Source organism: Enterobacter cloacae complex sp. 2022EL-00788 (genome assembly GCF_026627565.1).
GTDB lineage: Bacteria > Pseudomonadota > Gammaproteobacteria > Enterobacterales > Enterobacteriaceae > Enterobacter > Enterobacter pasteurii.
The window spans coordinates 1-13952 of sequence record NZ_JAPNMC010000021.1 but is presented as its reverse complement, the minus strand read 5'-3'; the positions used below and the strand labels follow the sequence as shown (position 1 = coordinate 13952).

The 13952-nt window shown below is 57.2% G+C and carries 11 protein-coding genes; 8 read left to right on the top strand and 3 right to left on the bottom strand.

What is annotated here, in order from left to right; genetic code table 11:
- Positions 1–5: 5 nt before the first annotated feature.
- On the top strand, positions 6–1460 hold the full coding sequence (gene xylB, locus OWK27_RS22515; protein ID WP_267591265.1) for a xylulokinase: 1455 nt from the start codon (positions 6–8) through the stop codon (positions 1458–1460).
- A 52-nt stretch (positions 1461–1512) separates the two neighbouring features.
- Here xylB and OWK27_RS22510 read toward each other — a convergent pair whose 3' ends face one another.
- Entirely contained in the window at positions 1513–2508 is a 996-nt protein-coding gene (locus OWK27_RS22510; RefSeq protein WP_267591264.1) for an acyltransferase, read from the bottom strand.
- Positions 2509–2692: 184 nt separating this feature from the next.
- Between OWK27_RS22510 and OWK27_RS22505 the strand changes: the two genes are divergently transcribed.
- From OWK27_RS22505 to glyS, 3 genes are all read left to right on the top strand, one after another.
- Complete coding sequence (locus OWK27_RS22505; protein WP_148422496.1) at positions 2693–2998, top strand: YsaB family lipoprotein; 306 nt, start codon at positions 2693–2695, stop codon at positions 2996–2998.
- Positions 2999–3158: 160 nt separating this feature from the next.
- Positions 3159–4070 (top strand): glycine--tRNA ligase subunit alpha, encoded by a 912-nt coding sequence (gene glyQ / locus OWK27_RS22500; protein ID WP_003860141.1) that lies wholly within the window; start codon positions 3159–3161, stop codon positions 4068–4070.
- Between the two features lie 9 nt (positions 4071–4079).
- Complete coding sequence (gene glyS, locus OWK27_RS22495; RefSeq protein ID WP_148422497.1) at positions 4080–6149, top strand: glycine--tRNA ligase subunit beta; 2070 nt, start codon at positions 4080–4082, stop codon at positions 6147–6149.
- Positions 6150–6229: 80 nt separating this feature from the next.
- On the opposite strand, the gene fadA is transcribed toward glyS, so the two are convergent.
- Positions 6230–7393 (bottom strand): acetyl-CoA C-acyltransferase FadA, encoded by a 1164-nt coding sequence (fadA, locus tag OWK27_RS22490; RefSeq protein ID WP_267591263.1) that lies wholly within the window; start codon positions 7391–7393, stop codon positions 6230–6232.
- Positions 7394–7402: 9 nt separating this feature from the next.
- The gene (fadB, locus tag OWK27_RS22485) at positions 7403–9592 is read right to left on the bottom strand and encodes a fatty acid oxidation complex subunit alpha FadB (protein WP_267591262.1); all 2190 of its coding nucleotides are present in this window, start codon (positions 9590–9592) and stop codon (positions 7403–7405) included.
- A gap of 190 nt (positions 9593–9782) precedes the next feature.
- Between fadB and pepQ the strand changes: the two genes are divergently transcribed.
- From pepQ to hemG, 4 genes are read left to right on the top strand one after another with little or no spacing between them, the layout of a single operon-like run.
- On the top strand, positions 9783–11114 hold the full coding sequence (gene pepQ, locus OWK27_RS22480) for a Xaa-Pro dipeptidase (protein ID WP_148422506.1): 1332 nt from the start codon (positions 9783–9785) through the stop codon (positions 11112–11114).
- Positions 11114–11728, top strand: a complete 615-nt coding sequence (locus tag OWK27_RS22475) for an IMPACT family protein (protein ID WP_176609233.1) — start codon at positions 11114–11116, stop codon at positions 11726–11728. The genes pepQ and OWK27_RS22475 overlap by 1 nt, the downstream gene beginning before the upstream one ends.
- Before the next feature lie 41 nt (positions 11729–11769).
- Positions 11770–13221: a Trk system potassium transporter TrkH gene (gene trkH, locus OWK27_RS22470; RefSeq protein ID WP_148422501.1), complete on the top strand. Its 1452-nt coding sequence runs from the start codon at positions 11770–11772 to the stop codon at positions 13219–13221.
- Positions 13222–13231: 10 nt separating this feature from the next.
- Positions 13232–13777, top strand: a complete 546-nt coding sequence (gene hemG / locus OWK27_RS22465; protein WP_193355516.1) for a menaquinone-dependent protoporphyrinogen IX dehydrogenase — start codon at positions 13232–13234, stop codon at positions 13775–13777.
- The last annotated feature ends 175 nt before the right edge of the window (positions 13778–13952 follow it).

Here is a 13952-nt window from a genome sequence, read left to right as displayed (position 1 = left end):
CCGCAATGTATATCGGGATCGATCTTGGCACGTCGGGTGTGAAAGCCATCCTGTTAAGCGAGCAGGGCGAGGTAGTCGCAACGCAGACTGAAAAGCTACAGGTTTCACGCCCGCATCCGCTGTGGTCTGAGCAGGATCCGGAGCAGTGGTGGCAGGCGACGGATTGCGCAATGAAAGCGTTGGGCGAGCAGCACAGCCTGCGCGACGTGAAAGCGCTGGGCATTGCCGGGCAAATGCATGGCGCCACGCTGCTGGATAGCCAGCACCGCGTCCTGCGCCCGGCGATTCTCTGGAATGACGGGCGCTGTGCAGAAGAGTGCACGCTGCTTGAAGAGCGCGTGCCCACGTCCCGCGACATCACCGGCAACCTGATGATGCCCGGCTTCACAGCCCCCAAATTACTGTGGGTGCAGCGCCATGAACCCGACGTTTTCCGCCAGGTGGCGAAGGTTCTGTTGCCAAAAGACTACCTGCGTTTTCGCATGACGGGGGATTTTGCCAGCGATATGTCTGACGCCGCCGGCACCCTGTGGCTCGACGTGGCGAAACGGGACTGGAGCGAGGCGATGCTCGATGCCTGCCATCTGACGCGCGAGCACATGCCTGCGCTGTTCGAAGGCAGTGAAATAACGGGTGCTTTGCAGCCATCCATTGCGGAACGCTGGAATATGCCGGCCGTGCCGGTTGTTGCCGGCGGTGGCGATAACGCGGCGGGTGCCGTGGGCGTAGGGATGGTGGGCGCAGGGCAGGCCATGCTCTCGCTCGGCACTTCTGGCGTCTATTTTGCCGTGAGTGACGGCTATCGAAGTAACCCTGAAAGTGCCGTACACAGCTTCTGCCACGCGCTGCCGGGAAAATGGCATCTGATGTCGGTGATGCTGAGCGCGGCGTCCTGCCTGGACTGGGCGGCGAAGCTCACCGGAATGGCGGACGTCCCTGCGCTTATCGCAGCGGCACAGCAGGCGGATGAAAATGCCGGTGCGGTCTGGTTTTTACCCTATCTTTCCGGCGAGCGGACACCGCACAACAATCCGGAAGCAAAAGGGGTATTCTTCGGTCTTACCCATCAGCACGGCCCGGCGGAGCTGGCGCGCGCGGTGCTTGAAGGTGTCGGTTATGCGCTGGCGGACGGAATGGATGTGGTGCATAACTGTGGCCTGAAGCCATCCAGCATTACGCTCATTGGGGGCGGTGCGCGCAGCAGCTACTGGCGGCAAATGCTTTGCGATATCAGCGGACTCACGCTGGACTACCGCACCGGGGGAGACGTCGGCCCTGCGCTCGGTGCGGCGCGACTGGCGCAAATTGCGCTTAACCCGGATAAGCCACTGAACCAGCTTTTGCCGCAACTGCCGCTTGAACAGCAGCATTTTCCCGATGCGAAAAACCACGCCCGCTATGCCGAACGACGGGACGTGTTCCGCAAAATCTATCAGCAGCTTTTGCCGCTAATGTCATAAACAGGAGCCGGGGGGCGCTAACGCTTACCCGGCCTGCCAGCCTTCAACCGGGTTAGCTCACAAACCTGCGCGTATCGATGCGTTGCAGCAGCATCGAGAGCAACAGGCTGATGGCCAGCGTGGCGGTAAAAATCCAGACAATATCCAGCACCGGCCAGCTTTTAAGCTCAACGCCGCGCGTACGCAGGGCGTGGATCGCCAGCGCGTGAAAACCGTAAATGCCCAGCGAGTGGCGTGAGATGAACCCCAGCACCGGAAGCGGACGTTCGTTCAGGGTGTTTTTCACCAGGGTCAGCAGGGAAATCGCGCAGATAAAGACCATCGGACCGCAGTACAGATACCAGGTATCGGCAAAGTTGCCGCGCCATTGCAGCTCGTGCAGCGTCCCGCGAGAGATAATAAACACGCTGGCGATAAACGCTGCCGCGCAAAGCCAGTTCATTCCCCGCTTTTGCGTGGTCATCATGCCGATGGCGCGCCCCAGCATGCCGTACAGCACGTAGTAGAACGTGTCGCCGTTGATATAGAGATTGACGGGCAGCCACTCAAAGCCCGCTATTTTCTGCGAGACGGTATTCGGGTTTGCCACAATCCCGATGACCACCATCAGCGCCAGCAGCATTTTACCGCTGACGTTTTTTACCTGAATTAACGGTGAAACCAGATAAATGACGATTATCGCGAAGAAAAACCACAGATGATAGAACACGGGTTTTTGCAGCAGGTTGGTCAGGGAAAGTCCGGCGTTAATTGAGGTGAACAGGGTAATGTAGACCAGAGAAATGGCGCTGTAGAAAAGCAGACACGAGGCGATACGGATGAAATGTCTCGGCTGCGCGCTCCGCTCGCCAAAAAAGAGAAAACCGGAAATCATAAAGAACAGCGGGACGCTCACGCGGGAGGCCGAGTTCAGAATATTGGCGACATCCCAGTTAACGGGGCTGATACTGTGCGCGTTTGTGACATACCAGGTCGTCGTGTGGATCATCACCACCATCAGACAGGCTATTCCCCGCAGGTTATCAATCCAGTTAATTTTTGACTGCATCAGTTCCTCTGTATTCCTGATAAAGAAAGTGTGACTGCGTTTGGGTAAATCTTTTCCCTTGGAAAATTCTGAGTTTAGCCAGGCTATCTTGTAGGGAGCAGGCGAGATTCGCAGAATGAAGGACTTTACTCTATAAACGTATTGCTACTAAAAATAACAGCCACTGGCCAGGGCGGTAATAAAAATGATGATGAAGCGTGGGGCGTCACTCTTTCTGCTGCTTTTATTAGCGGGATGCAGTGCTTCTGAGGAGGCACCTGCACAAAAAGCGCAGCAGGGAAAAATCAGCCCGGAGCGCTCCCTGAACATGGAGCAGCTGTGCAAAGATCGGGCGGCTCACCGCTATAACGCTGATGCACAGAAAATAAACGTGACCGGCTTTGAGCGCTTTCAGGGCAGCTATGAGCTTAAAGGCTATACTGCACGTAAAGAGGGCTTTGTCTGCTCTTTTGATGCAGACGGCCAGTTTTTACATCTCTCAATGCGCTAAACTGCTCGCATAATCAGCAGCCAGAGCCCTTACAGGTTCTGGCTACGCGCCTTATTCCCCAATTTATCTTAAACAACCCCGTTTCGTACTGTATATCTTGCAGCCAGCGGGTATACTGATCCCTTCCATTTAAAACCACACGTATCCAGCACGAAATACTATGCAAAAGTTTGATACCAAGACCTTCCAGGGCCTGATCCTGACCTTACAGGATTACTGGGCTCGTCAGGGCTGCACCATTGTTCAACCTTTGGACATGGAAGTTGGCGCAGGCACCTCACACCCGATGACCAGCCTGCGCGCGTTAGGGCCGGAGCCAATGGCGACCGCCTACGTGCAGCCATCCCGTCGTCCGACCGATGGCCGTTACGGCGAAAACCCGAACCGTCTGCAGCACTACTATCAGTTCCAGGTGGTGATTAAGCCATCACCAGACAATATTCAGGAACTGTACCTCGGGTCACTGAAAGAGCTGGGTATGGATCCGACCATTCACGACATTCGTTTCGTGGAAGACAACTGGGAGAACCCAACGCTGGGTGCCTGGGGTCTGGGTTGGGAAGTGTGGCTGAACGGCATGGAAGTGACCCAGTTTACCTACTTCCAGCAGGTTGGCGGTCTGGAATGTAAGCCGATCACCGGTGAAATCACCTATGGTCTGGAACGTCTGGCAATGTACATTCAGGGCGTAGACAGCGTTTACGACCTGGTCTGGAGCGACGGCCCGCTGGGTAAAACCACCTACGGCGACGTGTTCCATCAGAACGAAGTGGAGCAATCCACCTATAACTTCGAATACGCGGACGTGGACTTCCTGTTCACCTGCTTCGAGCAGTACGAGAAAGAAGCGCAGCAGCTGCTGGCGCTGGAGACTCCGCTGCCGCTGCCTGCCTACGAGCGTATTCTGAAGGCCGCCCACAGCTTCAACCTGCTGGATGCCCGCAAAGCGATCTCCGTGACTGAACGTCAGCGCTACATTCTGCGTATTCGTACCCTGACCAAAGCCGTTGCAGAAGCTTACTACGCGTCCCGTGAAGCCCTTGGCTTCCCGATGTGCAACCGAAACAAATAAGAGGCGGCCATGTCTGAGAAAACTTTCCTGGTGGAAATCGGCACCGAAGAGCTGCCACCAAAAGCCCTGCGCAGCCTGGCTGAGTCTTTCGCTGCGAACGTCACTGCTGAGCTGGATAACGCCGGCCTGGCGCACGGTAAAATTGAGTGGTTTGCTGCCCCGCGTCGTCTGGCGCTGAAGGTGGCAAATCTGGCGGCATCCCAGCCGGATCGTGAAGTCGAAAAACGTGGCCCGGCGATTGCCCAGGCGTTCGACGCGGAAGGCAAGCCAAGCAAGGCGGCTGAAGGCTGGGCGCGCGGCTGCGGCATCACCGTTGACCAGGCCGAGCGTCTGACAACCGATAAAGGTGAATGGCTGCTGTATCGTGCCCATGTAAAAGGCGAAAGCGCAGAAGCGCTGCTGCCGAACATGATCGCGACCTCGCTGGCTAAGCTGCCGATTCCTAAGCTGATGCGCTGGGGCGCGTCTGACGTTCACTTCGTGCGTCCGGTTCACACCGTGACCCTGCTGCTGGGCGACACCGTTATTCCGGCAACCATTCTGGGCGTGGCGTCCGATCGCGTCATTCGCGGCCACCGCTTTATGGGCGAGCCAGAGTTCACCATCGACAATGCCGACCAGTATCCACAGATCCTGCTGGAGCGCGGTAAGGTCATTGCTGACTACGAACAGCGTAAAGCCAAAATTAAAGCGGACGCAGAAGAAGCGGCGCGCAAGATTGGCGGAAACGCCGACCTGAGCGACAGCCTGCTGGAAGAAGTCACCTCTCTGGTTGAATGGCCAGTTGTGCTGACCGCGAAGTTCGAAGAGAAATTCCTCGCCGTTCCGGCAGAAGCGCTGGTGTACACCATGAAGGGTGACCAGAAGTACTTCCCGGTTTACGCCAACGACGGCAAGCTGCTGCCAAACTTCATCTTCGTTGCGAACATCGAATCCAAAGATCCGAGCCAGATTATCTCCGGTAACGAGAAAGTGGTGCGTCCGCGTCTGGCGGATGCCGAGTTCTTCTTCAATACCGACCGTAAAAAACGTCTGGAAGATAACCTGCCGCGTCTGCAAACCGTACTGTTCCAGCAGCAGCTGGGTACGCTGCGCGACAAGACCGACCGTATCGCGGAACTGTCCGGCTGGATTGCCCGTGAAATTGGCGCGGACGTTAACCACGCCACCCGCGCGGGACTGCTCTCCAAGTGCGACCTGATGACCAACATGGTGTTCGAATTTACCGACACCCAGGGCGTCATGGGCATGCACTACGCGCGTCACGATGGCGAAGCGGAAGATGTGGCGGTAGCCCTGAACGAGCAGTACCAGCCGCGCTTTGCCGGTGACGATCTGCCGTCTAACCCGGTTGCCTGCGCCGTGGCGATTGCCGATAAGATGGACACCCTGGCGGGCATCTTCGGTATCGGTCAGCATCCAAAAGGCGACAAAGACCCGTTCGCGCTGCGTCGTGCCGCGCTGGGCGTGCTGCGTATCATCGTTGAGAAGAACCTGAACCTCGATCTGCAAACGCTGACCGAAGAAGCGGTGCGTCTGTACGGCGACAAGCTGACCAATGCGAAGGTTGTGGATGATGTTATCGACTTTATGCTCGGTCGTTTCCGCGCGTGGTATCAGGACGAAGGCTACAGCGTCGATACCATTCAGGCGGTGCTGGCGCGCCGTCCAACCCGTCCGGCAGATTTCGATGCGCGAATGAAGGCGGTATCGCACTTCCGTACGCTGGAAGCGGCATCAGCCCTGGCCGCGGCCAACAAGCGAGTCTCTAACATCCTCGCGAAATCCGACGAGACGCTGAACGAGCGAGTAAACGCCGCGACGCTGAAAGAGCCGGAAGAGATCGCTCTGGCGATGCAGGTTGTCGTGCTGCGTGACAAGCTGGAACCGTACTTCGCGGAAGGCCGCTACCAGGAAGCGCTGGTGGAGCTGGCGGAGCTGCGTGACGTGATCGACGCCTTCTTCGAGAAAGTGATGGTGAACGTGGAAGATAAAGAGCTGCGTATTAACCGTCTCTCTATGCTTGAGAAGCTGCGCGAGCTGTTCCTGCGCGTGGCGGATATTTCGCTGCTGCAATAATGCAAAAAACCCGCCCCTGACAGGCGGGAAGAACGGCAACTAAACTCATGCCGGGCGGCAAAAGCAGCCCGGCTTTTTTATTACACTCTCTCAAATACCGTTGCGATACCCTGACCCAGCCCGATACACATTGTTGCCAGACCAAACTGAGCATCTTTGCGTTCCATCAGGTTAATCAGCGTGGTGCTGATGCGCGCCCCGGAGCAGCCCAGCGGGTGGCCGAGGGCAATCGCGCCGCCGTTGAGGTTAATCTTCTCGTCTACCTGATCCATCAGGCCCAGATCCTTAATGCACGGCAGGATCTGCGCGGCGAAGGCTTCGTTCATCTCGAACAGATCGATATCACTTGCGCTCAGCCCCGCTTTTTTCAGCGCCAGTTTTGACGCCGGAACCGGACCGTAACCCATGATGGAAGGATCGCAGCCCACGACCGCCATCGAACGCACGCGGGCACGCGGGGTCAGGCCTAGCTCGCGGGCGCGGCTTTCGCTCATCACCAGCATTGCGGCGGCGCCGTCGGACAGGGCAGACGAGGTGCCCGCCGTTACCGTGCCGGTGACCGGATCAAATGCCGGACGCAGGGCAGAAAGCGCTTCGACCGTGGTTTCAGGACGGATCACTTCGTCGTAGCTGAACTGCTTCAGTACGCCGTCAGCGTCGTGGCCGCCGGTTGGGATAATCTCATTCTTAAACGCGCCGGACTGCGTGGCGGCCCAGGCGCGGGCGTGCGAGCGCGCGGCGAAGGCATCCTGCATTTCACGGCTGATGCCGTGCAGGCGGGAGAGCATCTCGGCGGTCAGGCCCATCATACCGGCGGCTTTCGCCACGTTGCGGCTCATGCCCGGGTGGAAATCGACCCCGTGGATCATCGGCACGTGGCCCATATGCTCCACGCCGCCCACCAGGCAGGCCTGCGCGTCGCCGGTCATGATCATGCGCGCCGCGTCGTGCAGGGCCTGCATTGACGAACCGCACAGGCGGTTAACGGTAACCGCCGGAACCGAATGCGGGATTTCTGCCAGCAGGGACGCATTACGGGCGATGTTAAAGCCCTGCTCCAGGGTCTGCTGCACGCAGCCCCAGTAGATATCGTCCAGCGCTGTTGGGTCCAGCGCCGGGTTACGCGCCAGCAGGCTACGCATCAGGTGCGCGGAGAGATCTTCCGCCCGCACGTTACGGAACGCGCCGCCTTTTGAACGGCCCATCGGGGTGCGAATCGCATCAACAATGACAACCTTTTCCATTGTGACTCCTTAAGCCGTTTTCAGCGCGCCAACCGGACGGGCTGGCTCGACTGCTGGATAGTAGGGTTCGTTATGGCGCGCTTTGTTACGCAGACCTTCCGGCACGTCATAAAGCGGGCCGAGGTGCTGATACTGCTGAGCCATATCGAGGTAGCGGGCGCTGCCGAGCGTATCCAGCCAGCGGAACGCGCCGCCGTGGAACGGCGGGAAGCCCAGACCGTACACCAGCGCCATATCCGCTTCTGCCGGGCTGGCGATAATGCCTTCTTCCAGACAGCGCACCACTTCGTTAATCATCGGGATCATCATGCGGGCGATGATTTCATCGTCGGTGAAGTCGCGTTTCGGCTGACTGACGTCGGCCAGCAGGCCATCCACCGCCGGATCTTCTTCTTTCTTCGGTTTGCCTTTGCTGTCTTCCTTATAGCGCCAGAAGCCCAGGCCGTTTTTCTGACCAAAGCGGCTGGCATCGAACAGGGCGTCAATCGCGTCGCGATAGTCTTTCTGCATACGCTGCGGGAAGCCGGCAGCCATGACCGCCTGGGCGTGATGCGCGGTGTCGATCCCGACCACGTCCAGCAGGTAGGCCGGGCCCATCGGCCAGCCGAACCGTTTTTCCATCACTTTGTCGATTTTGCGGAAGTCCGCGCCGTCGCGCAGCAGCTGGCTGAAACCGGCGAAGTACGGGAACAGCACGCGGTTAACGAAGAAGCCCGGGCAGTCGTTAACGACGATTGGCGTTTTGCCCATTTTGCTGGCCCACGCCACCACTTTGGCGATGGTGTCGTCAGAGGTTTTTTCCCCACGGATCACTTCGACCAGCGGCATACGGTGCACCGGGTTAAAGAAGTGCATCCCGCAGAAGTTTTCCGGACGCTTCAGCACGCTCGCCAGTTCGCTGATGGGGATGGTGGAGGTGTTGGAGGCCAGCACGGTTTCCGGACGAACCTTCTCTTCGGTTTCGGCCAGCACCGCTTTTTTAACGTTCGGGTTCTCGACGACCGCTTCAACCACCACGTCAACGCGATCGAAACCGCTGTATTCCAGCACGGGCTGAATGGTGGAGATCACGCCGGAGAGCTTCAGTCCGTCAATTTTGCCGCGCTCAAGCTGTTTATTCAGCAGCTTGGCCGCTTCGGTCATGCCCAGCGTCAGGGATTTTTCATTGATGTCTTTCATCACAACCGGCACGCCTTTCCAGGCGGACTGGTAAGCGATGCCGCCGCCCATAATGCCGGCGCCGAGCACCGCCGCGTGTTTTGGCGTCTCAACGTTTTTGGTCAGCTGTTTAGCCTTTCCCTTAACGAACTGATCGTTAAGGAAGATGCCGACCAGCGCGCGGGCTTCACTGGTGTGCGCCAGCGGGACAAAGCTCTGATTTTCAAGCTTCAGGGCTTCATCGCGACCCAGACGGGCTGCGGCTTCGATGGTTTTTACCGCCGTGATGGGCGCCGGGTAGTGTTTACCTGCCGTCTGCATCACCATGCCTTTGGCGATGGTAAAGCTCATGGTGGCTTCAATTTTGCTGAGCTTCAGTGGCTCGAGCTTCGGCTGGCGTTTGGCTTTCCAGTCGAGGTCGCCGTTAATCGCCTGTCGCAGAATGGCGACGGCACCGTCGACCAGTTTCTCAGGTTTGACGACGCCGTCCACCAGGCCGATTTTCTGCGCCTGCTCCGCGCCAACGTCTTTACCTGCGGCAATGATTTCCAGCGCGCTGTCTGCGCCCAGCATGCGCGGCATACGCACGGAGCCGCCAAAGCCCGGCATAATGCCCAGTTTGGTCTCCGGCAGGCCGATGCGCAGGTCAGGGGTGGCCAGACGGTAATCAGTGGCTAACACACATTCGCAGCCGCCGCCCAGCGCGTAGCCGTTAACGGCGGAAATGGTCGGGACAGGCAGGTCTTCCAGACGATTAAAGACGCTGTTGGCGAAATGCAGCCACTGGCTCAGCTGTTCTTCCGGCACCATAAACAGCGACAGAAACTCGGTGATATCTGCACCAACGATAAAGGCCGCTTTGTTTGAGCGCAGCAGCAGCCCTTTCAAATCTGATTGCTTTTCAAGTACATCCAGCGCCTGGCCAAGACTGGCCACCGTCGCGGTATCAAGCTTGTTCACTGAGCCGGGGGCATCGAACACCAGTTCGGCAATGCCATCTTCCAGCCAGTCTACGTACAGGGTGTCGCCTTTGTAGAGCATGTCGGTCTCCTGAATCCAGCAATTGGATCTGGTCATACCAGATGAGACGGAGTGTGGAATTTATGTTAATAAAATGCAAATTACTCATTAAGAAAATGCTGCGCTGATCACGGTCGGCGGAAATCACGCAGCCGGAGTGAGGTGTGCTAAGATGCGATGACTTGAGGTCAAAAAAACGAAAGGAAGAATGATGGACTCACTGGCTTCTCTCTATAAAAATCATATCGTTACCCTACAGGAACGTACCCGCGATGTACTGGCCCGCTTCAAGCTGGATGCCCTGCTGATCCACTCCGGCGAGCTGATGAATACGTTTCTTGATGACCACGCTTATCCCTTCAAGGTTAACCCGCAGTTTAAAGCCTGGGTGCCCGTCACGCAGGTTCCAAATTGCTGGCTGCTGGTGGATGGCGTGAACAAGCCGAAACTGTGGTTCTACCTGCCGGTGGATTACTGGCACAACGTGGAACCGCTGCCGACCTCTTTCTGGACTGAAGAAATTGACGTGATTGCGCTGCCGAAAGCGGACGGCATTGGCAGCCAGCTGCCAGCGGCGCGCGGCAACATCGGCTACATTGGCCCTGTGCCTGAACGCGCGCTGGGCCTGGATATCCCGGCCGATAAGCTCAACCCGAAAGGGGTACTGGATTATCTGCATTACTATCGCGCTTATAAGACCGACTACGAACTTTACTGCATGCGCGAAGCGCAAAAAACGGCGGTAAATGGCCACCGCGCGGCGCATGAGGCGTTCCAGTCAGGCATGAGCGAGTTCGATATCAACCTGGCGTACCTGACCGCGACCGGTCACCGCGATACCGACGTGCCTTACAGCAACATCGTGGCGCTCAACGAGCATGCCTCGGTTCTGCACTATACCAAACTGGATCACCAGGTTCCGTCTGAGATGCGCAGCTTCCTGCTTGACGCGGGTGCCGAGTACAACGGCTACGCGGCAGACCTCACCCGTACGTGGGCGGCGAATGCGGATACCGATTTTGCGCACCTGATTAAAGACGTGAACGATGAACAGCTGGCGCTGATCGGCACCATGAAAGCGGGTACCAGCTATGTGGATTACCATATCCAGTTCCATCAGCGCATCGCTAAACTGCTGCGCAAGCATCAGATTGTCAAAGACATGAGCGAAGAGGCGATGGTTGAGAACGATCTGACCGGGCCATTTATGCCGCACGGTATCGGCCACCCGCTGGGTTTGCAGGTACACGACGTCGCGGGCTTTATGCAGGACGATACCGGTACGCACCTGGCGGCGCCGTCGAAATATCCTTACCTGCGCTGTACCCGCGTTCTGGCACCGCGCATGGTATTGACCATCGAGCCGGGCATCTACTTTATTGAATCTCTGCTGGCGCCGTGGCGTGAAGGGCAGTTCAGCAAGCACTTCAACTGGGAAAAAATTGAAGCGCTGAAGCCGTTTGGCGGCATTCGTATCGAAGATAACGTGGTTATCCATGAGAACAGCATCGAGAACATGACGCGAGACCTGAAGCTGGCCTGATGGAAAGCTGGCTGATACCGGCTGAGCCGGTCACTTTTGTTGAGGAAATCAAGAAAAGCCGCTTTATCACGCTGCTGGCGCATACCGACGGCGTGGAGGCGGCAAAGGCGTTCGTCGAGTCCGTTCGCGCGCAGCACCCCGATGCCCGCCACCACTGCGTGGCGTGGGTAGCCGGGCCGCCGAACGATTCACAGCAGCTCGGGTTTTCTGACGACGGTGAACCGGCGGGCACGGCCGGAAAACCGATGCTCTCCCAGCTAATGGGCAGCGGCGTGGGCGAGATAACCGCCGTTGTGGTTCGCTACTACGGCGGCATTTTGTTAGGCACCGGTGGCCTGGTTAAAGCCTACGGTGGCGGAGTCCAGCAGGCGCTTAATCTTCTGACAACGACCCGCAAAACGCCGCTAACCGAATATACTTTGTTATGCGATTACGCCCAGCTTTCGGGTGTAGAAACACTGCTTAAACAGTTTAACGGCGTCATCGCGCACAGTGATTATCAGGCAATGGTGCAATTACGCGTGGCGCTTCCTCAGGCGGAACTGGCTGCTTTTTCAGCAAAACTCGCTGATTTTAGTCGCGGTTCATTGCAATTACTGCCGATTGAAGAATAATCCCCACCTCACAATTTTGAATACCTAAGGAAGCGGCAGAGATGCATTTTCGTGCCATTACCCGAATCGTTGGATTACTGGTCATACTTTTTTCCGGAACGATGATCATTCCCGGTCTGGTGGCGCTTATCTACCGGGACGGCGCGGGGCGTGCATTTACGCAAACCTTTTTTGTTGCGCTGACCATTGGTTCGCTGCTGTGGTGGCCAAACCGTCGTGAGAAAGGCGAGCTGAAAGCCCGGGAAGGTTTTCTGATTGTCGTCCTGTTCTGGACGGTGCTGGGAAGCGTCGGTGCGCTGCCGTTTATCTTCTCTGAACAACCGAATCTCACCATCACGGATGCGTTTTTTGAGTCGTTCTCCGGCTTAACGACCACCGGGGCCACCACGCTTGTAGGGCTGGACTCGCTCCCTCATGCGATCCTCTTTTACCGGCAGATGCTGCAGTGGTTCGGCGGTATGGGGATCATCGTCCTGGCGGTGGCTATTCTGCCTATTCTGGGCGTCGGCGGTATGCAGCTTTACCGGGCCGAAATGCCCGGCCCGCTAAAAGATAACAAAATGCGCCCGCGCATTGCGGAGACGGCGAAGACCCTGTGGCTTATCTATGTCCTGCTGACGGTGGCCTGTGCGCTGGCGCTGTGGTTTGCCGGGATGCCTGCTTTTGATGCTATCGGGCACAGCTTTGCGACTATCGCTATCGGCGGGTTCTCTACGCACGATGCCAGCGTAGGCTACTTCGACAGCCCGACGATCAATACCATCATTGCTATCTTCCTGCTGATCTCAGGCTGCAACTACGGTCTACACTTCTCGTTGCTGAGCGGACGTAGCCTGAAGGTGTACTGGCGCGACCCGGAATTCCGGATGTTTATCGGCGTCCAGCTGACGCTGGTTATCATCTGTACCCTGGTGCTGTGGTTCCACGATGTCTATAACTCGGCGGTTACGACCCTGAACCAGGCGTTCTTCCAGGTGGTATCAATGGCGACTACCGCTGGTTTCACCACGGACAGTATCGCGCGTTGGCCGCTGTTCCTGCCGGTACTGCTGTTGTGTTCTGCGTTTATCGGCGGCTGTGCCGGGTCGACGGGCGGCGGCCTGAAGGTGATCCGTATTCTGCTGCTGTTTAAGCAGGGGAACCGTGAGCTGAAGCGTCTGGTTCACCCGAACGCGGTTTACAGCATCAAGCTGGGGAACCGCGCGCTGCCGGAGCGTATCCTCGAAGCGGTGTGGGGGTTCTTCTCTGCGTATGCGCTGGTCTTTATTGTCAGTATGCTGGCCATTATCGCCACGGGCGTGGATGATTTTTCCGCCTTCGCCTCTGTGGTGGCAACGTTAAACAACCTGGGGCCAGGGCTGGGCGTAGTGGCGGATAACTTTGCCAGTATGAACCCCGTGGCGAAGTGGATCTTAATCGCCAATATGCTGTTTGGTCGTCTTGAGGTCTTTACGCTGCTGGTGTTGTTCACCCCAACATTCTGGCGTGAGTAAGGAGACATTAGTGAAAACGTTAATTCTTTTCTCAACGCGTGACGGGCAAACGCGTGAGATTGCTTCATATCTGGCTTCTGAACTCAAAGAGCTGGGCATTTACTCTGATGTGGTGAACCTGAATCGCACGGAGCAAATTTCCTGGCAGGATTACGACCGTGTGGTGATTGGCGCGTCAATTCGTTACGGCCATTTCCATCCGGCGCTGGATCGCTTTGTGAAAAAGCATACGGCGGAGCTTGATAAGCTGCCCGGCGCATTTTACTCGGTCAACCTGGTCGCCCGTAAAGCCGAGAAGCGCACGCCGCAGACCAACAGCTATACGCGCAAGTTTTTGCTGAGTTCACCCTGGCAGCCCGATATCTGTTCTGTCTTTGCTGGCGCGCTGCGCTACCCGCGCTATCGCTGGTACGACCGCTTCATGATCCGCCTGATCATGAAGATGACGGGCGGCGAAACCGATACGCGTAAAGAGGTGGTTTATACCGACTGGGCTCAGGTTGCCAGTTTTGCCCGTGAAATTGCGCGTTTAACGGACGATTCGCGGGTTAAATAAGCGTTGAGTTTGAAAAGTGAGCGAACGAAAAGTTTTTTGTATTTTGTGCTTGTCACTTCGGAAGAACTCCCTATAATGCGCCTCCACTGACACGGAACAACGGCACGCAAGCCGCCGGGTCAGCAGAGAAAAGCGAAATAATCGCTTGACTCTGAAGCGGGAAAGCGTAATATGC